Here is a 22,898-nt window from a genome sequence, read left to right as displayed (position 1 = left end):
TTAGCGCGCTCGGAGGGATTCGAACCCCCGGCAGACGTGGTACCGGAAACCACCGCTCTATCCTACTGAGCTACGAGCGCATTATAACTATATAACTATCAATACCTGAAAATTATACGGCAACTTCTCTTTAATTTCAACTGTCTTTTTATCCCTCACTATTGGGATCTTGTAGTTCATTCAACGATAAACTAACATTTCAATCAACTGTTTGAAATATAAAAAATATGGGAATCATGTTTACATGTTATGCTTACAGAGTACATATACATACATAGAAAGATTGACTAAGTTAAAAAGATCAAAAGCAGCATGCTTTTCGTTTGACCTTTATTGACCATAGTTGTATGATGGAAATACATAAGTAATACAAATCTATGTGCTGTTCTAATAGTATTAGAACAAATCTTTCTTATCATGAAGGAGGAATAATAATGAATTTAATCCCTACAGTTATTGAACAAACAAATCGCGGAGAGCGTGCGTATGACATTTACTCTCGTCTATTAAAAGATCGTATCATCATGCTTGGTAGCGGTATTGATGATAATGTAGCAAACTCAATTGTATCACAATTACTATTTCTAGAAGCAGAAGATCCTGAGAAGGACATCTCAATCTACATAAACAGTCCTGGTGGATCAATCACTGCTGGTATGGCAATTTATGATACAATGCAGTTCATTAAGCCAAGTGTATCAACAATCTGTATCGGTATGGCTGCATCTATGGGTGCATTCTTACTTGCAGCTGGTGACAAAGGTAAACGTTATGCACTTCCTAACAGTGAAGTAATGATTCACCAACCATTAGGTGGCGCACAAGGTCAAGCAACTGAAATTGAAATCGCAGCTAAGCGTATCCTTTTCTTGCGTGACAAATTAAACAAAATCCTTTCAGATCGCACTGGTCAACCACTAGATGTGATTGAAAAAGATACAGAACGTGATAACTTTATGACAGCAGATCGCGCTTTAGAGTACGGTTTAATTGATAAAGTATTAGATCGTAACACGTTAAATAAATAATTAGTATTAGTAATGATGGAACGGAGCTATTGCCTTTGGGTAACGGCTCCGTTTTTTAGTTTGAGCTATCCGTTGATTTGGATGAGGTTTTTGTCGAAAAATGTCTAATCGATGATAAATACGAAAAATCGATGATAAATTTCCAGAATCGATGATAAATCCGGAAAATCGCTGATAAAATTTCCGTACCGCTCTTTTTGGTGGAGTAAAAGGTGTGATCAGCTAGCTTGTATACGGTTACACAAGTGCATGTTAGAACTTTTAAGACATCTTAAGTACTTTCAGCTCAATTATTTGGTGTAAATACCACCAATTGTGGTCAGAAATCCATCTCTCCACTCCAATTTCACTCGAAACCCCCAATCAAAACCACCAAACCCAAATAAAAAAGGCCAATTCAATTAAGAATCAGCCCGTTTTCTTATCTTATCCCTCTTGCTGTACATAAGTAGCTAATGTATCAACAGCTTCTTGCTCGTCGTTGCCATCTGCGATTAGTTTGATAACTGATCCAGAGCTAACAGCTAAGCTCATTAATCCCATGATGCTTTTTGCATTAACCTTTTTTCCGTCTTTTTCTAAAAATACATCTGATGTAAAACGGTTTGCCTCTTGTACAAATAATGCTGCTGGACGTGCTTGTAAGCCTGTTTTTAGTTGTACTTCTACTTGTTTTTCAACCATAATAATCTCTCCTCTTCCCTATTCTCATTTTTATTTTAGTGACAATGGCTGTCCTGTTCTTATTTGTTCAGCTATTTGATCTAGTTTGCGTAAGCGATGATTGATTCCTGATTTACTAATCGTACCGCTTGAGACCATTTCTCCTAGCTCTTTCAGTGTAACATCCTGATATTCTACACGTAGCCTTGCGATTTCACGAAGTTTGTCTGGTAATGCATCTAAACCAATTCGCTCATCAATAAAACGGATATTTTCTACCTGTCTTAGTGCAGCACCTATTGTTTTATTAAGATTTGCTGTTTCGCAGTTGACTAAGCGATTTACAGAGTTTCTCATATCTCGAATGATGCGAACATCCTCAAAGCGAAGCAATGCTTGGTGTGCGCCAATCACATTTAAAAGTTCTGTGATTTTTTCTGCTTCCTTTAGATAAGTGATAAAGCCTTTTTTGCGCTCTAGTGTTTTACTATTCAAATCAAATGTATTCATTAGCTCGCAAAGTGAATCGTTGTGTTCTTTGTAAAGGGAGAATATTTCAAGATGATAAGAAGATGTTTCAGGATTGTTAACAGAGCCACCTGCAAGGAATGCCCCTCTTATATAAGAGCGTTTACAGCATTTCTTTTTAACAAGGTTTTCTGAAATACTTCTAAAAAAGGTAAAACCTTCATCTAAAATATCTAAGTCCTCTAGAGTTGTGCGTGCATTTTCAACTAGACGCACAATATAGACATTGTTCTTTTTTAATCTCATTTTCTTTCGAACAAGAAGCTCAACTGATACAACATATTGTTTCTTTAATAAAGTGTAGATTCTTCTTGCAATCGCAGCGTTTTCAGTTTGTATATCTAAAATGACCTTTCGATTTGAAAAGCTCAGGGAGCCATTCATTCGAATGAGTGCTGATAATTCCGCTTTTAAACAGCATGGCTTTATTTCTAAGTTGGTTAATTCTTTCTTTGTTTCAGATGCAAATGACAACTCTGCACCCCCATTCCTTCACAAACAGCTTTATGTTAATTCTTGTTGTAGAATTCCATACAATAGCTTTGCAACTTTATTTGTGTCATGCCTTATTACACTATTTTCATAGCAAACAATGTTATCTGTTATCACGTCAAGACCTAGAGAGGTTAATGTATCTACATCAAAGTGAACTGGCTTTGCAAGCTCTTCCTCATATAATGATTTGATATGGTCTGGAATTTCTTCCTCATTTACAAGAATAATATCCATAAAGGCCTCATTCATATGAGTATACAAAGCTCTCACATGATCACTTGCAGAAAAGTTTAACGTTTCTCCTGCTTGTGTCATTACATTACATATATACACCTTTTTAGCTTTAGCTTGACAAACAGCTTCCCCAATTTTTGGTACTAAAAGGTTAGGTAAAATACTTGTGTATAAGCTTCCAGGTCCAATAATAATTAAATCTGCTTCTCCAATAACCTCTAGTGTTTCAGGAAGTGGTTCAATATCATCAGGTGAAAGAAAAACTTTTTTTATCTTTTTCCCCGAAAAGGGAATTTTAGATTCTCCAGAAACTATTGTACCATCTTCCATTTCTGCATTTAAAACAACACTTGTATTTGCAGCAGGTAATACTTTTCCACGAACATTTAAAACAGTACTCATTTCCCTAATTGCATGAACAAAATCACCTGTTATATTTGTCATAGCAGCTAGAATTAAGTTTCCTAATGAATGTCCGATTAAATTATTTCCTTTATTAAATCGATGCTGAAAAAGCTCCTCAACAAGAGGCTCAACATCTGATAAAGCAGCTAATACATTGCGAATATCACCAGGAGGAGGAATATTGAGTTCAGTTCGGAGCCTGCCTGAGCTCCCGCCATCATCAGCAACAGTAACGATTGCGGTAATATCAACAGGGAACTTTTTTAATCCTCTTAATAATACCGACAAACCAGTACCACCGCCTAAAATAACGACTTTAGGCTGTTCTGACATTACTTAATGTTGCTTTCTTTTCTCAATATCTCTATGAGAAACTTGAGTATGATAGTCATTTTTATAATGCTTTGCAATGTATTCCGCCAGTGTAACTGAGCGATGTTGTCCTCCTGTACATCCAATCGCAACAACTAATTGACTTTTTCCTTCACGCTTATAATAAGGCAACATAAAGGAAAGTAAATCTAAGAGCTTTTCTAAAAACTTTTGTGTTTCACTCCACTTTAACACATACGAAGATACTTCTTCCTGCAAACCAGTTTTTGGTCTCATATGATCAATATAATGTGGATTTGGTAAAAATCTCACATCAAATACCAGATCAGCATCAATTGGCACTCCATATTTGAAGCCAAAGGAAGTAACATTAACTGTAAAGGTATGCTGAACACTCGATGAGAATTGCTTAAGAATTTTTTCTCGTAGCTCTCTTGGCTTTAAATCAGAGGTATCAAAGATCAGCTGTGCTCTACCCTTTAATTCCTCTAGCAGCTCCCGTTCAAGCCCAATTCCTTCTAAAGGTAATCCTTTTGAAGCTAAAGGATGGGAACGGCGAGTTTCTTTATATCTTGTAACTAGTGCCGCATCCTTCGCATCAAGAAATAAAATATGAGGTGTTAACCACGCTTTTTCAGATAAATCATCTAGAGCTTGAAATAAGCTATCAAAAAACTCTCGTCCTCGAAGGTCCATAACAAGAGCAACTTTATTCATCTTAGATCCAGATTCTTTCATTAATTCTAAGAATTTTGGCAAAAGAGTTGGTGGTAAATTATCTACACAAAAATAACCTAAATCTTCAAAGCTTTGAATGGCTACTGTTTTACCAGCACCTGACATACCAGTAATGATCACCATTTGTACTTCTTGTTGTGTATCAAGATTTTCAACAGTCATTTTTAGGCTCCTCCTCTCTTCAACTTATAGGCTATTTTCGAAGACGTTGTTGCTTTTAGTACTAGATTAAACCGCTTTGTATATTGACAGTTTCTAGCTGATAACCAACATTCTTTCAGAAAAGTGCCTTTATTAAAGAAAGCGCAGGCTTAAAGGTAACAAAAACCTTGTAATTCGCTTTCTTTAACATATCATAATAAATAACTAGTTTTTATAAATAGGGAAGAAAATATCCCAACAGCAACAGATTAATTTTCATTACTGTGGATCTAAGCGGTAGGAAATTAGTTCGAAATCGGGTGTATATGTAAATGTTCCATATAACATTCCATTTCCTTTGATGACATAATCTAAGATGTGGTGATCACCTGGTGCCATTGGAAGCTTTTCTATCTCCTCAATGTCATGCCACCTTATTGTGCCTTCTTCAGATTCTAACACGTTTGTGCCTTGATAATCTGTAGCAGAAAAGGTAAACATCATCCATTCAGAAACAACTTCTTTTCCTTCTTGAATAATAAAGGTGAAAATCCCTTTAAGTTGTGGGTTTTTTATATAAATTCCTGTTTCCTCGCGGTACTCACGAGTAACTGTATCTTTAATCGATTCTCCTAACTCCATTTTACCGCCTGGTGCAACCCACCAGCCTCTTCTAGGTTTTTGAAGGAGAAGAACTTTATTTCCTTCTACTAAGACGCAATTTGTTACTCTTTGCAAATATTCTTCACCTCATTCATAACATGATTCTCAAAATAGTTTTGCATATCATTTGTTTTAAGAAAATCTGCATCGTATTTTACTTTCATTTATTATACTATTTTCAAGGAGTCTTAACAATGAACATGGCTGGCTAAATTTGTAACAATTTTCCTGGGTGATTTTCATGATGATATATGTATATACGAAGGGGAAAGAAAACTGTTTCATTTTTTTTGAAATTTTTTTGAACAGTTGAATAAAAAAAGGGGAGCATAGGAAAAGGGCACCCATGCTCCAAATAAGTCTATTTATAAAAGGGGGTCAATTACTATCTTTATAATAACCCATAATTGTTTCACTCATGTTACAGTAAAGTTAAAACAGAATTACGTTTTGGTAAAACAATCTTCGACATTACTTTACAGTTTTAAGTTTCTCTACTAATTCTTCGATATAATGTTGTGCACTTTGCGCCGCAATACTACCGTCGCCAGTTGCTGTAACGATTTGTCGTAGCATTTTCTCACGAATATCTCCAGCAGCAAATATACCTTCAACCTTTGTTTCCATTCGGTCATTTGTTTCTATATAACCACTTTCGTTTGTAATGCCTAGGCTTGCAAATGGTTTAGACAATGGAACCATACCAATGTAGATAAACACTCCATCTGTTTTAAATTCTTGCTCTTCACCATTTTCCGTGTTTACTAATGTCACTTTGCCTACTTTACCATCTTGGTCATGAATTTCTTTTACTGTATGATTCCAAATAAAATCGATTTTTTCATTATCAAATGCACGTTGCTGAAGAATTTTTTGTGCTCTTAGTTCATCACGACGATGGACTATTGTTACTTTAGAAGCGAAGCGAGTTAAATATACACCCTCTTCAACAGCAGAATCTCCTCCACCAATAACAACTAATTCTTTTCCTTTAAAGAAAGCTCCATCACATACCGCACAATATGATACGCCACGTCCACCTAATTCTTTTTCACCCGGTACACCGATCTTTTTATATTCAGCACCTGTTGTAATAATAACAGCTCGTGCTTTATATTCTTTTTTTCCAGCTTTGATTATTTTATATTCTTCACCATCGATCACTTCCTGAATATCTCCATAAGCATACTCAGCACCAAACTTTTTAGCGTGATCAAACATTTTTGTTGATAACTCTGGTCCTAATATATGATCAAAGCCTGGATAGTTCTCCACTTCTTCTGTGTTAGCCATTTGACCACCAGGCACACCGCGTTCAATCATTAAGGTTGATAAATTTGCACGAGATGTATATACTGCCGCTGTCATCCCCGCAGGTCCTGCACCAGCTATAATCACATCATAAATTTTTTCTTCTGACACGACGTTCACTCCTTATAAGTACCTTTACTTTAGTTATCTGCTAATACAAGAAGACACATACGTCTTCGTCTTCTTTATTTTGCCGTACCCCCATCGTATAAAATAAAGTCGAAACACGCTAATAATTTGCTCATATACAGAAAAGCGAAAGTGCCTTGTTCAGCCCCGACAAGCATAAGACGCAAAGGAATAGAAGACGCTCTTTGTCTTCCATTCCTTTGTGGCTTATGACCTCGAGGGGCTAGGCACTGTAGCTGGACAAACTCGAAAAGCGAAAGTGCCTGTTCAGCCCCGACAAGCATAAGACGCAAAGGAATAGAAGTCGCTCTTTGTCTTCCATTCCTTTGTGGCTTATGACCAAGGAAAAAGGAATTTATTTTTCCTCGAGGGGCTAGGCATCTTACTTTTACAAAGTCAGACTACAGTAGCTGACCAGATTAGAAAAGCGGAAGTGCCTTGTTAAAAGCGCAAAACAAACTCATAAAAAACCCCAAGCACATAATACTTGGGATTTTAAGCTAAGATAGTTTTAACCAATTTCACATATTTTCTAACTGATGAAATAGATGTACCATATTTGTTAGCAACAGCGTTTTGGCTAATTTCTTCATTTGAAGCATGTTGCTTCATCCATATATAATCTAAAGCAGCAGCCCAACCAGCATAATTTTTAAAAGAATACTCATTTTTATAAGCTTTTGCTAAGATTTTAAATGTAAAAAGAAATAATTCATCATGCTCAGATTGAACAAATAATGTTTTTGCCACTTGGTAAAGAGAGTCCATTTTTTTCATATCATCATCACGATCATTAGATAAAGCAAGTTTAATAAATTCTTTTTCTAATTGTGATTGAGGAACATTTGAGAATTGATAATCCTTTATTTGATCAAGATTGTTCGTTTCTATCGACAGGAAAATGGCGTACAATCTTTCTTCCAATGACATGCTGTTAGCTCTATTTTCTGATTTCTCAGCATTTACATTCCAAGGCTCTGATCCAACCTTTTCTTTATTCAGTTTTATTACTCGTTCCCACATTTGCTCAGCAAAGTTAACGTGTCCTGTAAAGTAAGCAGAATAAGATAACCAGTAATAAAATACATCATCACCCTCATAGCCTTGCTTATGCAGTGATCTAAGCCATTTATAAGCTACTGGATAATAGCCTACTAAAGCAAAGGTAGCACCAAGTTTATATCGATGCTCTACAAGAAGTGGATGTACATTTGATAGTGCTTTGGCTAGTTCATCTACATTATCATCCTGACGTTCATAATAATAAAAAACTAACAAATTGCAATATGCATGAAGGTTACCTGGATTACGCTCAAGAACAGTTGTTAAATATTCCTTTGCTTTCTCCACTTCCCCAACATAAAAATAAGCTAATGATAAATTATTATGAGCAGACCAAAATTCAGGATATTCTTTCACAAGCTCTTCAAGTAATAAAATAGCTTCGTCAAACTTACTATCTTCAAGAAGTGACTTTGCTGCATCCTGTTTTATGATAAGATCATCGGGATCTTTTAAGAATGGCTCTTCTTCATCATCTTCCATTGTTAAAAGGTCAATAAGATCTTCATTTTCTTCTATAAATTCACCATATGGTGCTTTTTCAGCATATTCCGTAGCACATTTGTAAGCTTCTTGAAATAATCCAAGATGTGCATAATTGTTTGCCATAAAGTAATGACACTCTAACATACTTGTATCAACGTCATCAAGAATACGTAAAAGTAACTCATTCGATTGACTATACTTCCCCATATCTGTATAAACTGTTGCAAGCTGAGAAAGTTTCATTGTATCATTTGGATCTAGCTCCAATGCTTTCGTCAGGTATTTACTAGCCTTTTGAAAGTTTTGTTCACGATACGCCTTTAGGCCTTTATTATAATAATATTGTCCATCTTGGAGAAACGGGACAACCTGTGCTCTTTTTTGTTGTTTGCTCAAATGTTTTCCCACTGAAATCCTCCATTTCAATCAATTCACCGTAGGTAAGTATACCACAAGATAAGCCCTCTACAATAGTGGTTAATTTAAATGTATTTCTACCTGACTATCAGAAAAACGAACTGGTTTCACAAACTTTTTAAAATCCGTAACAGCCTTGAGAACACGTCCTGTTGAAAAGAAATCTTCGAAAGCATTTACATTAAAAGGAAATCCCAAAAAAATACAAATATTCTTTAGATGACTTGTAAAGACTAATTGTTATAAGTTAGGAGGAAGATTTATGGACGAAAAGAATATGAAGAATCACCATATACAATTAACTTCTGCTGAAATAGGGGTTCTTTGGACATCTTATATAACAGAAAGCGCGACATTACCTGTTCTCAAATATTTCAACAATATTGTTGAAGATATAGAAATTAAACAAATTATTGAATTAGCCATAAGTAAATCAACAGAGCATCTAATATCTTTAACTGAAATTTTCACAAAAGAAAATTACCCGATTCCTATTGGTTTTTCTGATGAAGATGTCAATGTAGACGCTCCGAGACTATTTTCTGATACGTACATGCTATTTTTTCTTCGAAACTTAGGTAAAGCTGGAATTGCCGCAGATGGTATGGCATTTTCAATGGCAGCAAGAAAAGATATACGAGAACTTTATTATCATTATTTAATAGATGCCGCTCATGTCGAAGATAAAGCAAAAGAAGTGATGCTTTCAAAAGGCATCTTTATTCGACCTCCATACATATCCATACCTGATCAACCTGATTTTATAGAGAAACAAGCGTTTTTACGAGGGTGGTTTGGAGAAAGACGTACACTAACTGCTGAAGAAATTGCTCATATTTTTATGAACCATACAAATAACTCGAATGGAAAGGCTCTATTAATTGGCTTTTCACAAACAGTGAGGTCTGAAGAGTTAAGAAGTCACTTTATTAAAGGAATAGAATTAGCCCGCTCGATTATCAAAAACCTTAGTACACTATTGGAAGAAAGTACCTTACCCGCTCCAATGACTTGGGATACAGAGGTGAATAATTCAACTATAGCTCCCTTTTCTGATAAGCTTATGTTATTTCATGTAAGTGCATTAACGTCAATTGGTATCGGTAATATGGGCGGATCCCTTGGTCTCTCACTTAGACGTGATCTTGCAACAAAATATCTTAGCATGATAAAGGATATTGGTCTATATGCTGAAGATAGTGCAAATATAATGATCAAAAATGGCTGGTTCGAACGACCATCTCAAGCAATGGATCGTGAGTATTTATCTAAGGGTAAGAAATAGTCATATTTAGTGGTGTTCATATTGGATTTTTAGGGAAGTGTGTGGGTGCTACGTCATTTATCAGCGATTTTGCAGATTTATCAACGATTTTTGAAATTTATCAGCGATTCTGCAGATTTATCAGCGATTAGACAATTTTCGACAACCAACCAACTTTTTTTCACCCAAAAAAGATATGAAAATAGGACAACTACACCCATCTTCATATCTTTCCTTTACCTTATTTAGAATGTCTTTCTTCAAGCACCTTTAACACTTCATCTAACGGAAGCTTTTGCTCTCTTAATAAAACCATTAAGTGGAAGAGTAAATCAGCTACTTCCCATTTTAGTTCTTCCGCGTCACGATTTTTCGAAGCAATGATGACTTCACTTGCTTCTTCGCCGACCTTTTTAAGGATTTTATCGACACCTTCATTAAATAAATACGTCGTATAAGATCCTTCTGGAAGCTCACTTTCACGCTCTGCAATTAGCGCCTCAAGATTGTTTAAAATCGCAAAACGATCTTGTGCTGTGAAAACTTCTTGTTTATCAATTGTTTCGCTGAAGCAAGTGTATGCACCAGTGTGACAAGCAGGTCCCGCTGGTTGAACTAAAACAAGAATGGCATCTTGATCACAATCATATCTCATTTCAACAACCTTTTGAATATTGCCAGATGTTCCACCTTTATGCCAAAGCTCTTGTCTTGATCTGCTGTAAAACCATGTTTCCTTTGTTTCTAATGTCTTTTTTAAAGACTCTTCATTCATATAAGCAAGAGTAAGAACTTCCTTACTTGTTGCATCTTGGATAATCGCAGGAACTAATCCCTTTTCATCAAACTTTACATTTTCAATCATCGAACATTCACCCCCTGTTGATCTAAATACATTTTCACTTCTTTGACTGATGTTTCTTTATAATGAAAAATTGACGCTGCTAATGCTGCATCTGCTTTTCCTTCTTGAAAGGCGTGTAAAAAATGTTCTGCATTTCCTGCTCCACCTGAGGCAATAACAGGAACAGTTACGTTTTCACTTACTGCTTTATTTAAAGAGAGATTAAAGCCGCTTTTTTCGCCATCACTGTCCATACTTGTTAGTAAAATTTCTCCAGCACCGCGTTTAACAGCTTCCTGTGCCCATTTTACAACTTCCCAATCTGTTGCTTTTCTTCCACCATGTGTATAAACTCTCCAGCTACCAAGTTCTTCATCATACTTAGCATCAATAGCCACTACAATACATTGTGATCCGAAAAAGCCTGATCCTTCTGTAATAAGCTCTGGATTCAATACAGCAGCAGTGTTTAATGATACTTTGTCTGCACCTGCACGAAGAATTCTTTTCATATCTTCAAGAGAGTTAATACCACCGCCAACTGTGAACGGAATAGCTAGCTGTGCTGCCACTTGCTCAACAACATCAACCATTGTTTTGCGGCCTTCATGTGAAGCAGAGATATCTAAAAAGACGAGCTCATCTGCTCCTTCTTGATCATAAAATTTTGCAAGCTCAACTGGATCTCCTGCATCTCGTAACCCTAGAAATTGAATCCCTTTAACAACTCGTCCTTCTTTTACATCTAAGCACGGAATAATACGTTTTGTTATCATGATTGCTTCCCTACTTGTAAAGCATCCTTTAAACTGAATTGATTTGTATAAAGGGCCTTCCCAACAATTGCACCAGATACTCCTGTGTTTTCATATTCTGCGAGAGTTTCTAAATCCTTTAAAGAACTCACTCCACCAGAAGCGATCACTTGTTTTCCAGTTGCTTGAGCCATTTCAACAACAGCTTCAACATTTGGTCCTGATAGCATGCCATCTGTTGCAATGTCAGTGAAAATAAACACCTCTGCACCAGCATTTGCAAGCTCTTTACCAAGATCAGTTGCTTTAATAGTTGATGTATTTAACCAGCCTTCTGTTGAAACATAGCCATCTTTAGCGTCAATACCAATCGCTATTTTTTCACCATATGTAGCAAGCATTTTTTTCACAAAATCCGGATTAGAAATGGCAGCACTTCCTAAAATAACACGATCTACACCTTGTGATAAATAAAAATTCACATCTTCTTCTGTTCGAATACCGCCACCGATTTGAATTTTCGCAGAAAGCTTTTCAGCTGCATCAAGCACATGCTGATGATTCACAAGTTTTCCTTCCTTTGCGCCATCAAGGTCTACCATGTGAATCCAGCTTGCACCATTATCATCAAATTGCTTGGCCATATCAAAAGGAGAATCTCCATATACCGTTTCTTTGTTATAATCTCCTTGAAGCAATCGTACACATTTACCGCCACGCATATCAATTGCAGGATAAATAATAAATTGGCTCATGTTATTCTCCCTCCACTATTTTAATATAATTTCGTAAAATCGCTAATCCTAGCTCACTGCTTTTTTCAGGGTGAAATTGAGTACCATATACATTTCCACGACCAACAATAGCAGGTACTTCAATTCCGTAGTCAGCTGTTGCTAATAATGTTTCTTTCTGATCTGTATGAACGTAATAGGAATGAACAAAGTACGCATATCCACCAGAAATTCCATCAAGTAAACGATTTTGATTTTTAATGATCAAATCATTCCAGCCCATATGTGGAACTTTTAATGGCTCTAACTCTGTACCTTCAGGAATTTTCACGATTTGACCTGGTAATAAAGATAAGCCCTTTGAAAGTCCATTTTCAATACTTTCATCAAATAATAATTGCATGCCTAAGCATATCCCAAGTAGAGGCTTTCCTTCAGCCACTATTTTGTGAATAAAGCTTGTTAATCCTGTTTCATTTAAAATGGACATCGCATCTTTAAATGAACCAACTCCTGGTAGAATGTAGCCATCAGCTTTATCTAACTCTTCTTGGTCTGAAGTAAGAATATAATTCACATTCATTCGTTCCAGTGCTTTACTAACGCTATATAAATTACCCATTCCATAATCAATAATCGCGATCATGTTAGAGCATTCCTTTCGTTGATGGAAGAACTCCTTCAATACGTGGATCAACCATTGTTGCTTCATCTAAAGCTCTTGCTAATGCTTTGAAAATTCCCTCAATCATATGGTGAGTGTTGTGACCATAATGAACAATTACATGCAAATTCATGCGAGCTTCAAGAGCAAGCTTCCATAAAAATTCATGAACATTTTCCGTATCAAATGTACCGACCTTTTGACTTGGGAATTCTGCTTTAAACTCAAAATGTGGTCTGTTACTTAAATCAACTACTACTTGAGCAAGTGCTTCATCCATTGGCACAAAAGCATTTCCATAGCGTTTGATTCCTCGTTTATCACCTAGTGCTTCACGAAGTGCCTGACCTAAGCAAATACCGATATCTTCTGTTGTATGATGATCATCAATTTCAACATCACCATTTGCATTAACCGTTAAATCAAATTGACCATGCTTTGCAAACAAATCAAGCATATGATCCATAAATGGAACATCTGTTTTAAGTGAAGATTGACCTTTTCCATCGATCGTAAAATCTAAGGAAATTTGTGTTTCTTTTGTATTTCGTTCAATTGATGCTTTTCTAGTCATCCTTTTCGCCTCCTATTTAAGTCGTTCTTCCATTGCACGAGCATGTGCTTCTAAGCCTTCAAGTCTTGCTAGCTTAGCAACCTTACTGTAATTTTCTAAAAATGCTTTTTCACTATATGAAATAATGCTGGATTTTTTCATAAAATCATCTACGTTCAACGGACTTGAAAAACGTGCTGTACCGTTTGTCGGTAAAACATGGTTAGGTCCTGCAAAATAATCGCCAACAGGCTCTGAGCTATATCTTCCAAGAAAGATTGCTCCAGCGTGCTTGATTTCATTTAAGCTTGCTAAAGGATTTTCTGTTAAAACCTCCAAATGCTCTGGTGCTAATTCATTCACAACAGCAATGGCTGTTTCAAAAGTATCCGTCACATAGATGTGTCCGTACGCATCAATTGACGCCTTTGCGATTTCATGTCGAGGTAAAGTGGCTACTTGTTTTTCAATCTCAATTGCTACCTCTTCTGCTTGCTTAATAGATGTTGTCACAAGAATACTAGATGAATTTTTATCATGCTCTGCTTGTGAAAGCAAATCGGCGGCAATTTCATTTACTCGAGCTGTATGATCACTTAACACAACAATCTCACTTGGACCTGCGATCATATCTATATCAACAATGCCAAATACCTCACGCTTTGCAAGCGCAACAAAGATATTACCCGGCCCCATAATTTTATCAACAGCAGCAATTGTTTCCGTTCCATAAGCTAGTGCTGCAATTGCCTGTGCACCACCAACTTTGTAAATCTCTGTAATGCCAAGCTCTTTTGCCGCAACTAACACACCTGCTGGCAATGTTCCTTGCTGATTTGGTGGTGATGTTATCACAATTCGCTTCACGCCAGCTACCTGAGCGGGAATAACATTCATTAACACTGATGAAGGATATGCAGCCGTTCCACCTGGTACATAAACACCAACAGCATCTAAAGCTGTGATTTTCTGACCTAGCATTGTGCCATTTTCATCATAGCTTATCCACGTTTCACGTTTTTGCTTTTCATGAAACGCGCGAATATTAACCGCTGCTTCACGAATAATCGTTACTAGCTCTTCATCAAGAGATCTATAAGCTGCAACAAATTCTTCTTCTGTTACTTTTAAATTTGATAATGTGACTTTATCGAATGTTTCAGTATATGAAAAAAGTGCTTTGTCACCTTGTTTTTGTACGGTTGAAATAATCGATTGAACAACCTTTCGTTGCTCTTCTGTACCTGTATCAATTGTTCTTCTTAATGATACCTTTTTATCAGTAATGCGAGTAATTTTCATAATTTAGCCTCCAATTACTTTCGATAACCGTTCAACTAATTCATCGATTGGTTCATCCTTCATTCTGTAGCTAACAGGATTTACAATTAAACGAGAAGTAATATCGCAAATATGTTCAAGCTCAACCAAACCATTTTCCTTTAATGTACGACCAGTTGAAACAATATCAACAATTCGTTCTGCTAAACCAATTAATGGAGCAAGCTCAATTGATCCATTTAATTTAATAATTTCCACTTGTTCACCTTGCTCACGGAAATAACTCGATGCAACATTAGGATATTTCGTCGCAATTTTCGGTGCAACATCTGTAATTTTTGCATTAGGTAATCCTGCTACTGCAAGATAACATTCACTAATTTTAAGATCGAGCACTTCATATACATCTCGTTCTTCCTCTAGCATCACGTCTTTACCAGCTATCCCAACATCTGCAACACCATGTTCAACATATGTGACAACATCCATTGGCTTCGCTAAAATAAAGCGAATATTTTCATTCGGAACATCTAAAATCAGCTTTCTTGATTCATCAAATTCTGGAGGAAGCTGATAACCTGCTTTACGAAGCATATCTGCTGCTTCTACAAATATTCTTCCTTTTGGCATGGCAATTGTTAATACATCTTTCACCTTACAGCTCCTCCTTTTTTGATCCAATAAAGTAAACCACTTCTTCAAATTGCTTTGTAAAAGCATCCACATCTTTTATCCCGCTAATATCCTGCATGACAACTTTTTTTTCTGAAGCTCGAAGCTCGGTTGTATGTGCAATTGCCTCTGTGCGACGCTCTTGGCTATAAATAACACAGTGAAAGTTCTGTTCTTCTTCGATATTTAACGCTTCAATAATTCGGTCAATATGCAATCCAAAGCCTGTTGCAGGTGCAGCTCGGTTGAATTTTTCAAATAAGTGGTCATATCTTCCACCATTTCCAATTAAAAAACCAACATTATCTGCATACACTTCATATAAAATTCCTGTGTAATAGCTCATATGGCTAACGATATTTAAATCGAGCTTAATATAATCTGTTACTTGGAAAGCTTCTAGTGCTGACCACAACTGGTTGATTTCCTCTAAAGAATTCTTTGCTTCTTGAGATGAAATCATTTCTTTCGCTTCTACAACTTTCTCAATGTCTCCACGAAGCTTTAACAAATTTAATAATCTTTCTTTATCAATAGAAGATAAAGGTAAGTTCTTTACATGCTCTCGATAACCAACATAATTTTTTTCATATAAAAAGCGGCGTAACACATCTGCTCGTTCTTGGTTACCTAGAACCTCTTTAAATAGTGCATTACCAAAGCCGATATGGCCAATGGCAATTTTAAAATTCTCAAGTCCAGCTTGCTTTAAAGTTTCAATCATTAAAGCAATTGTTTCAGCGTCAGCACTTGTTGTACCATCACCTATTAATTCAACGCCAACTTGTTCAAATTCCGCTGGACGACCACCTTCACGTTGTTGAGCCCGAAATACATTTGCAGAATATGCAAGACGTAAAGGATATGAGGTGTTATATAATTTAGATGCTGCTACACGTGCAATTGGTGCTGTCATGTCAGGTCTTAGAACAAGAGTATGTCCCTGTTGATCTAGCAGTTTGAAAAGCTGTTGATCTAGGATTGCTGATTGTACACCTACTGTTTCGTAATATTCTAGTGTTGGTGTTTCAATAAATTGAAAGCCCCAGTGTTCTATTGTTGATGTCATTGCTTGACGTGTTTTCTTTTTTATTTCATATAGATTAGGTAGTGTGTCTACCATCCCAAGCGGTTTCTCAAACATAAACATGTGTCTGTACCCCCGTTATTAAGTACTAAGTATAATTTTCTGAATGCTTTACTTCGCTAATATGCTAATATACTACCAAAGTGAAGGGTTTATTTCAAGAAGTTAGCAAAAAATAGTTTTGGTTATTGTTTTGAAATCGTTTATTTATTCAGTTAATTTGGTTTAGGGTAGTGCTAATATTTTTTGGAATTCCTTATTTGACAGTGCTTTGACTGGTTTAAACAAACGTTTAATTAACTGTTTTCTTGTGAAGATACTGGCGATTATAGTTTGTTAGATAGTAATTAGTCCGTTTCATTTCGCTGCAGGTATTTGCTTTCCGCGGGGAGGAAGCTGAGCCTCCTCGGCTCATGCGCCTGTGGGGTCTCAGCCTTTCCTCTGCGCCCGCAGGAGTCAAATACCTTCCGCTCCATTCCACTATGAGCAACAAACTTTAAGACCAATACTACTCAGGAATCTATAGAAGTTGTTTGTCAAATTAATTACTAGCCTCTAGTCTCTACCTGATTAAAATCCTTCTAAAAACTTCAAAAAGGCTATAGTTTAGCTCAATGTTTATATCTTAGAACTATGATGTTCAGATGAATCTGACTCATACGGAACAAAGCTTTCAAAAAAGAATCCACAGACAATCAACTTTCAAAGAAGGCTCAAATCACCACATTAACTTACTAAATAAACAAAAGAACCTCCCCTCTTTCAAATGAGGTAGATAGGGAGTTATACCACCTTTTCTACCGTCTTTGATGAAGAGGTTTGGTCCTATTTTAAGAATCTTCTTTTGTTGTAGATAGATTGCGTTTTAGTACTTCTTCTTTTGTATAGATTAATTGCATTGGGTTGCCGCCTACGAAGGCTCCTTCTGGGACATCTTTGTGGACTAGAGTGCCTGCTGATACAATGGCTCCATGTCCGATTGTTACGCCTGGTAGGATTGTTGAGTTAGCGCCAATTAATACTTCGTCGCCTATGATCACATCGCCAAGTCGGTATTCTTTTATTAGATATTCATGAGCTAGGATTGTCGTGTTATAGCCGATTACTGTGTTTTTACCTACAGATATTTTTTCAGGGAACATCACATCAAGCATGACCATTAAGGCAAAAGAGGCTTGATCTCCTACTTTCATTTTTAGAAAGGTTCGGTATAACCAGTTTTTCATTGCTAAAAATGGTGTGTATCTTGCAAGCTGAATGACAATAAAGTTACGAACTACCTTCCAAAATGGAACTGTTTTGTATACATGCCATAAAGAGTTTGCTCCAGTTACTGGATAACGAGTTGTTTTTCTCAACTTATTTCTCTCCGACAATTGGTAATAAATCACTCATTTTCTCTAAGATATAATCTGGTTTGTAGCTACTAATATATTCTCTTCCTTTTACACTCCAGGATACTCCTGCTGTTTTTGTACCTGCATTTTTTCCTGCCTCAATATCATGGTGGTTATCTCCGACCATAATGGCCTCTTCAGGTGAAGAACCTAGCTGCTCCAACGCCTTTAAAACAGGCTCTGGATGTGGCTTTGCGTTCTCGACATCATCTAATGTAACGACAACATCAAAAAACTGATCTAGCTTTGTTAGCTTTAAGCCCATGTTTACGGTATCACGTATTTTCGTTGTCACAATTCCTAGCTTAAATCCTTGTTCTTTTAACGCTTTAACCGTTTCAAATACTGTTTCATATTCTGTGACAAGTACATCATGTTGTTCGTGATTAAATTTACGATAAACTGTGATCATTTCTTCTACTTTCTCAGGATTAATTGTTGAGAATGTATCGTAAAGAGTTGGACCAATGAATGGTAAAATGTCTTCTCTAACGTATTGATCAGGATAATACGTGTGTAACGTATGTAAAAACGATTCTATGATCAAATCATTTGTATTAATTAAGGTTCCATCTAAATCAAATAAAAGAGTGTTAATTTTCATAAGTCGCTTCCTTTCTTCTTGGTGTAGCTTCCACTTTACGCCAAATTGTTGCAATCGTAATTGTCAAAACAACTGCTACTACTAACCGAATGATAAGCAATGGTAAAACAGGAATTCCTAATGGTATGAAGATTAATGTATCTTCTACAACAGCGTGACAAGCAACTAAGAAAATAAATGCCAAAGTTAAATCCTTTTTACTCACATTATCTTCTTTTACAGCTTGAATCATGACACCCGCTCCATAAGCTAAACCAATCGTTAGACCTGCAACCAATGTCATTGATGTATTTTCCTTCATCCCTAAAAAACGTGTAACAGGTGCCATCCACCTTGTAAATACCTTTAGTAATCCTAAATCTTTTAGATATTGAATGGCAATCATTAACGGGATGACTATTAATGCGAGTTGAACAACCCCTAATGCAGCTTTTTGTAAAGCGATACTAATGATCTCAAGCCAACCGTTTGGTACAACCTCTGTTGAACTCACAAATCCATATTGAGCCATCTCACCGCCACCTTGCCATACAAGGTTCACGACGAATGCAGATATAAGAGCAAGACCAATTCTTACAGCAAGAATAACCCAAAGGTGAAGCCCTACTTTTGCAGCAACTGATGATTCAATCAGTAGATTGTGTGAAAAAGACAGCATTAGTGCGAGAATAAAGACTTCTTTTACTGTTAAATCTAACGATAGAATTGCACCTATACCAGCATATAGATTTAAAAAATTACCAATAACCAAAGGAATCGCAGCTTCTCCTGATAAACCAAATATCCCCATAAGAGGAGTAATTAATTTTGCAACCCATCCTAATATTGGTGTGTATTGAAGCAGGCTAACAATTAATGTAATAGGGAAGATAATTTTCCCTAATGTCCAGGTTGTTTGAAAGCCCGCTTGAAGTCCTGCTTTTAAACTTTTCCCCATGTGGCTCTCTCCTCGCTGCTATGTTATAAACTACGCTAATTATTTACTTACATCTAGATATCTTTCTTTTGAATAGCCTTTCACACGGCGGAAGATCATAACTGCAACAGCAATCAGTATTAACACGATCGAGATCACCTGTGCAATACGCAGTGATTCAGTTAACATCAAGCTATCTGTTCTTAGTCCTTCTACCCAGTAGCGACCAATTGAATACCAAATAATATACGTTAAGAAAAGCTCTCCTCTTCTGAAATTCGCTTTTCTTAATAGCATTAAACCAATGAATCCTACTAAGCTCCATAGAGATTCATATAAAAATGTTGGGTGATAATATTGGCCATTGATGTACATTTGGTTCACGATAAATTCAGGAAGAAATAATCCTTCTAGAAAATCTCGGGTTACAGCACCACCATGTGCTTCTTGGTTAATAAAATTCCCCCAACGACCAATTGCCTGACCAAGGATAATACTTGGTGCACCAATATCAGCTAGCTTCCAAAATGAAATCTTGCGAACACGTGCAAAAACAGCTCCTGTAATAAAGGCGGCGATTAATCCACCATGTATCGCTAAACCACCATTCCAAATTTTAAATATATCTCCAGGATTTTGTGAGTAATAATCCCATTGGAAAATGACATAATAAGCTCTTGCTCCAAGAATAGCAATTGGAATCGCAAATAGAACTAAATCGACAAAGGTATCTTTATGTAATCCACGTCTTTCACTTTCTCTCATCGCAATCCAAAGACCCAGTAAAGCTCCTAAACCAATAATTACACCATACCAATGGACTTGAATTGGACCTAAGTCAAGAAATACGGGATTAATAGGCTTTATACTATCTTCCATAACTTCATCTCCCACTACTTTTTTTCACTTTTTATGTAAGTACTTTCCCCTTATTACCATACAACATTTTCCTTTTGTCATGGTAATATTAATAAAAATTTAACACTGTGTTTATTCATTATTAATGGAATCGGTATTTTACCGATTCCACATTTTTTTATTATAGCTCTTTATCATAACCTATTGCTTTTTAGTGACTCAAAAAATAATCCTCAGATAGTTTAGTGGAATCTTCTTTTTATATCGTAAGGTTTATTCCTCTTCTTGATCTCCATCTTCAATCACACCAGCAAGCTTACTAGTAAATTGCTCAGCCGCATTTACACCCATACGTTTCAGACGGAAATTCATTGCAGCAACTTCGATAATAACCGCAAGATTTCGTCCAGGACGAACAGGAACTGTTAACTTAGTTACATCAGTATCAATTATTCTCATCTTATCTTCTTCTAAACCAAGACGATCATATTGCTTGTTTTGATCCCATAGCTCAAGATTAATCACTAATGTGATTCGTTTAAAGCTACGAACAGCACCTGCACCAAACAACGTCATCACATTAATAATTCCTAACCCACGAATTTCTAATAAATGCTCAATAAGCTCTGGAGCACTACCGATTAATGTATCTTGATCTTCTTGACGAATTTCAACACAATCATCAGCTACTAAACGGTGTCCACGTTTTACTAACTCAAGAGCTGTTTCACTTTTACCAACACCACTTTTACCAATGATCAGCACACCAACACCATAAATATCAACTAATACTCCATGAACAGCAGTAGTCGGCGCAAGCTTTCCTTCAAGAAAGTTTGTTAAATGACTTGAAAGTCTTGTTGTTTTCAAAGGTGACCGTAATACAGCAACACCTGCTCTTTCTGATGCTTCAAGTAATTCTTTTGGCGCTTCTAATTCCCTTGATAAAATGATCGCAGGAGTTACATCTGTACACAACTCGTCCATGCGATGCTTTTTCTCTTGATCTGAAAGCTGATGAAAAAACGAAAGTTCTGTTTTACCAAGTAATTGAACTCTTTCTTTTGGATAATATGTAAAAAATCCCGCCATTTCAATCCCTGGTCGTGACAAATCACTTGTTGTAATTGGTCGATTTATTCCTTCTTCACCACTAATTAGTTCCATGCTAAATTTATCGATTAAATCTTTTGTGCGAACTTTTGCCATTATATATATCCTCCTTTATAACAAGAGCATTAGACAGTTGAGTTAATGTCTTGTTTATCTTTTCATATTAGTTGTGTTGTTATTGGATAGATAGGTTTAAACTTCGTTGTTTATTTCCGTTACAGGCATTCGCTTTCCGCAGGCGGTCCAGGAGCCTCCTCGGCGCAAGCGCCTGTGGGGTCTCCCTTCGACACGCTTCTCCCGCAGGAGTCTCATGCCTTTCACTACAATAAACAAAGTGTAAAACAACATTTGGTCTAACATACTCTTATTAACTATAAACACTTGGTTCCATTCAACTATAGTCTATTTAAAACAACCAACTTTGAAAAACAGCACTTTAAAATAATTACACTTACACAACTCTAAGTCCATTTTAGCATTAGAGTGTTATAAACAAAAATAGAAGTTGTTTGATCTTGTTTATTATTCCACTTTCTTTTTTTATAGTCCTACATTATGAAGTATTGCTGCTAATTTTAATTCGCAAAAAATGAGATTGTTTTAACGCTACTCTTTATAGATAAGGTTCTATATAAATTGTGATCGATAAATATTACGTTCGATCTAAGATCTATAAAAAGGAGGGAATGTAAGTGAAAATCATGATTGATGCGGGTCATGGAAAAGATACGCCTGGTAAAAGATCTGTGGATGGAATGAAGGAGTATGAGTTCAATTCAGCAGTTGCAAGTAAATTAAAGGAGCTTTTGATGTTGTTTGAGGGAGTTTCTGTCATGTTCTCTCATTCTGACTCTAGTGATGTTCCATTACATGTTAGAACAAGCAGGGCAAATTCAGCGAATGTTGATTTGTTTGTGTCGATTCACGCTAATGCACATGGCAACGGACGGACTTGGACATCTGCTGAAGGAATTGAAACATTTGTTTATCAAACAAAACCGAAAGAGGCAGCTGAGTTAGCAGCAAAAGTTCAAGAAGAGCTTATACGAGCAACAAAGCGAAAAAATCGTGGAGTCAAAGCTGCTGACTTTTATGTTTTGGAAAAAACAAAGATGACAGCCATTCTTTGTGAATGTGGATTTATGACTAACAAGGAAGAAGCAGCACTACTTCGTACAGACGCTTATAGAGCATTATGTGCAAGATCCATAGCTAATGGTATTGCCTCCTATTATTCGTTAAAAAAGAAAAAGCAAACACCTACTTCAACACTATATAAAGTCCAAGTAGGGGCATTTTCACAGAAACAGCATGCCATAAATCTAGCAAAAGAGCTTAAGAAAAAGGGCTATGATACGCTTGTTGTTAATGAATAGTAAATAGAGGATGGGACATAAGTATTTAAGCTAATGAAAAACCCGAATCATTAGGTGATATGTCAGTTAAACATTCGCCTAATAGTTCGGGTTTTTATTTGCAGTCTTCAATGTTTTTTGATTTTGCATACTTTTTTTAAGAACTAG

General features: G+C 36.3%; 23 protein-coding genes and 1 tRNA gene. 3 read left to right on the top strand and 21 right to left on the bottom strand.

Features of this window, described 5'->3' with window-relative positions; genetic code table 11:
- Positions 1-4 precede the first annotated feature (4 nt).
- Positions 5-80, bottom strand: a tRNA-Arg gene (locus FS935_RS09180).
- Between the two features lie 354 nt (positions 81-434).
- Here FS935_RS09180 and clpP point away from each other — a divergent pair.
- Entirely contained in the window at positions 435-1,028 is a 594-nt protein-coding gene (clpP, locus tag FS935_RS09175; protein ID WP_146947795.1) for an ATP-dependent Clp endopeptidase proteolytic subunit ClpP, read from the top strand.
- Between the two features lie 426 nt (positions 1,029-1,454).
- Here the strand turns inward: clpP and FS935_RS09170 are convergent, their stop codons facing one another.
- The 7 genes from FS935_RS09170 to FS935_RS09140 form a co-directional block, all read right to left on the bottom strand.
- Entirely contained in the window at positions 1,455-1,712 is a 258-nt protein-coding gene (locus FS935_RS09170; protein WP_146947793.1) for an HPr family phosphocarrier protein, read from the bottom strand.
- 30 nt (positions 1,713-1,742) lie between these two features.
- A complete protein-coding gene (gene whiA, locus FS935_RS09165) occupies positions 1,743-2,693 on the bottom strand; it encodes a DNA-binding protein WhiA (protein ID WP_146947791.1) in 951 nt (316 codons plus the stop codon).
- A 30-nt stretch (positions 2,694-2,723) separates the two neighbouring features.
- A complete protein-coding gene (gene mgfK, locus FS935_RS09160) occupies positions 2,724-3,686 on the bottom strand; it encodes a gluconeogenesis morphogenetic factor MgfK (protein ID WP_146947789.1) in 963 nt (320 codons plus the stop codon).
- Positions 3,687-3,689: 3 nt separating this feature from the next.
- Entirely contained in the window at positions 3,690-4,586 is an 897-nt protein-coding gene (gene rapZ / locus FS935_RS09155; protein ID WP_146947787.1) for an RNase adapter RapZ, read from the bottom strand.
- A gap of 258 nt (positions 4,587-4,844) precedes the next feature.
- Entirely contained in the window at positions 4,845-5,303 is a 459-nt protein-coding gene (locus FS935_RS09150; RefSeq protein ID WP_146947785.1) for an 8-oxo-dGTP diphosphatase, read from the bottom strand.
- 396 nt (positions 5,304-5,699) lie between these two features.
- Positions 5,700-6,650 carry a thioredoxin-disulfide reductase gene (gene trxB, locus FS935_RS09145; protein ID WP_146947783.1) on the bottom strand — a complete coding sequence of 317 codons (951 nt, stop codon included), beginning with the start codon at positions 6,648-6,650 and terminating at the stop codon, positions 5,700-5,702.
- Between the two features lie 513 nt (positions 6,651-7,163).
- Positions 7,164-8,624 carry a tetratricopeptide repeat protein gene (locus FS935_RS09140; RefSeq protein ID WP_158638578.1) on the bottom strand — a complete coding sequence of 487 codons (1,461 nt, stop codon included), beginning with the start codon at positions 8,622-8,624 and terminating at the stop codon, positions 7,164-7,166.
- A 271-nt stretch (positions 8,625-8,895) separates the two neighbouring features.
- Here FS935_RS09140 and FS935_RS09135 point away from each other — a divergent pair, with 271 nt between their 5' ends.
- The gene (locus tag FS935_RS09135) at positions 8,896-9,918 is read left to right on the top strand and encodes a DUF3231 family protein (protein WP_146947779.1); all 1,023 of its coding nucleotides are present in this window, start codon (positions 8,896-8,898) and stop codon (positions 9,916-9,918) included.
- Between the two features lie 220 nt (positions 9,919-10,138).
- Here FS935_RS09135 and hisIE read toward each other — a convergent pair whose 3' ends face one another.
- From hisIE to hprK, 13 genes are all read right to left on the bottom strand, one after another.
- Positions 10,139-10,762, bottom strand: a complete 624-nt coding sequence (hisIE, locus tag FS935_RS09130) for a bifunctional phosphoribosyl-AMP cyclohydrolase/phosphoribosyl-ATP diphosphatase HisIE (RefSeq protein WP_146947777.1) — start codon at positions 10,760-10,762, stop codon at positions 10,139-10,141.
- Complete coding sequence (gene hisF, locus FS935_RS09125) at positions 10,759-11,517, bottom strand: imidazole glycerol phosphate synthase subunit HisF (RefSeq protein ID WP_146947775.1); 759 nt, start codon at positions 11,515-11,517, stop codon at positions 10,759-10,761. Before hisF ends, hisIE begins: the two co-directional genes overlap by 4 nt.
- Positions 11,514-12,251, bottom strand: coding sequence for a 1-(5-phosphoribosyl)-5-[(5-phosphoribosylamino)methylideneamino]imidazole-4-carboxamide isomerase (gene hisA, locus FS935_RS09120; protein ID WP_146947773.1), 738 nt, complete (start codon positions 12,249-12,251; stop codon positions 11,514-11,516). The genes hisF and hisA overlap by 4 nt, the downstream gene beginning before the upstream one ends.
- Position 12,252: 1 nt before the next feature.
- On the bottom strand, positions 12,253-12,876 hold the full coding sequence (gene hisH / locus FS935_RS09115; protein ID WP_146947771.1) for an imidazole glycerol phosphate synthase subunit HisH: 624 nt from the start codon (positions 12,874-12,876) through the stop codon (positions 12,253-12,255).
- Position 12,877: 1 nt separating this feature from the next.
- The gene (hisB, locus tag FS935_RS09110) at positions 12,878-13,468 is read right to left on the bottom strand and encodes an imidazoleglycerol-phosphate dehydratase HisB (protein WP_146947769.1); all 591 of its coding nucleotides are present in this window, start codon (positions 13,466-13,468) and stop codon (positions 12,878-12,880) included.
- A 12-nt stretch (positions 13,469-13,480) separates the two neighbouring features.
- The gene (hisD, locus tag FS935_RS09105; RefSeq protein WP_146947767.1) at positions 13,481-14,749 is read right to left on the bottom strand and encodes a histidinol dehydrogenase; all 1,269 of its coding nucleotides are present in this window, start codon (positions 14,747-14,749) and stop codon (positions 13,481-13,483) included.
- A gap of 3 nt (positions 14,750-14,752) precedes the next feature.
- Positions 14,753-15,358: an ATP phosphoribosyltransferase gene (gene hisG / locus FS935_RS09100; RefSeq protein WP_239589593.1), complete on the bottom strand. Its 606-nt coding sequence runs from the start codon at positions 15,356-15,358 to the stop codon at positions 14,753-14,755.
- Positions 15,359-15,383: 25 nt separating this feature from the next.
- Complete coding sequence (locus FS935_RS09095) at positions 15,384-16,550, bottom strand: ATP phosphoribosyltransferase regulatory subunit (RefSeq protein ID WP_146947763.1); 1,167 nt, start codon at positions 16,548-16,550, stop codon at positions 15,384-15,386.
- A gap of 767 nt (positions 16,551-17,317) precedes the next feature.
- Entirely contained in the window at positions 17,318-17,845 is a 528-nt protein-coding gene (locus FS935_RS09090) for an acyltransferase (RefSeq protein ID WP_146947761.1), read from the bottom strand.
- Position 17,846: 1 nt separating this feature from the next.
- A complete protein-coding gene (gene ppaX, locus FS935_RS09085; protein WP_146947759.1) occupies positions 17,847-18,488 on the bottom strand; it encodes a pyrophosphatase PpaX in 642 nt (213 codons plus the stop codon).
- A complete protein-coding gene (locus FS935_RS09080) occupies positions 18,478-19,425 on the bottom strand; it encodes a nucleoside recognition domain-containing protein (RefSeq protein ID WP_146947757.1) in 948 nt (315 codons plus the stop codon). The genes ppaX and FS935_RS09080 overlap by 11 nt, the downstream gene beginning before the upstream one ends.
- Positions 19,426-19,464: 39 nt before the next feature.
- Positions 19,465-20,283 carry a prolipoprotein diacylglyceryl transferase gene (gene lgt, locus FS935_RS09075; RefSeq protein ID WP_146947751.1) on the bottom strand — a complete coding sequence of 273 codons (819 nt, stop codon included), beginning with the start codon at positions 20,281-20,283 and terminating at the stop codon, positions 19,465-19,467.
- A gap of 252 nt (positions 20,284-20,535) precedes the next feature.
- Positions 20,536-21,471 carry an HPr(Ser) kinase/phosphatase gene (gene hprK, locus FS935_RS09070; protein WP_146947748.1) on the bottom strand — a complete coding sequence of 312 codons (936 nt, stop codon included), beginning with the start codon at positions 21,469-21,471 and terminating at the stop codon, positions 20,536-20,538.
- A gap of 605 nt (positions 21,472-22,076) precedes the next feature.
- Here hprK and FS935_RS09065 point away from each other — a divergent pair.
- Positions 22,077-22,751, top strand: coding sequence for an N-acetylmuramoyl-L-alanine amidase (locus tag FS935_RS09065; protein ID WP_240050881.1), 675 nt, complete (start codon positions 22,077-22,079; stop codon positions 22,749-22,751).
- The last annotated feature ends 147 nt before the right edge of the window (positions 22,752-22,898 follow it).

Source organism: Metabacillus litoralis, assembly GCF_007994985.1.
Classification (GTDB): Bacteria; Bacillota; Bacilli; order Bacillales; family Bacillaceae; genus Metabacillus; species Metabacillus litoralis.
Note: the sequence above shows the minus strand (reverse complement) of the source record. Positions and strands in the feature narration are given on the sequence as shown.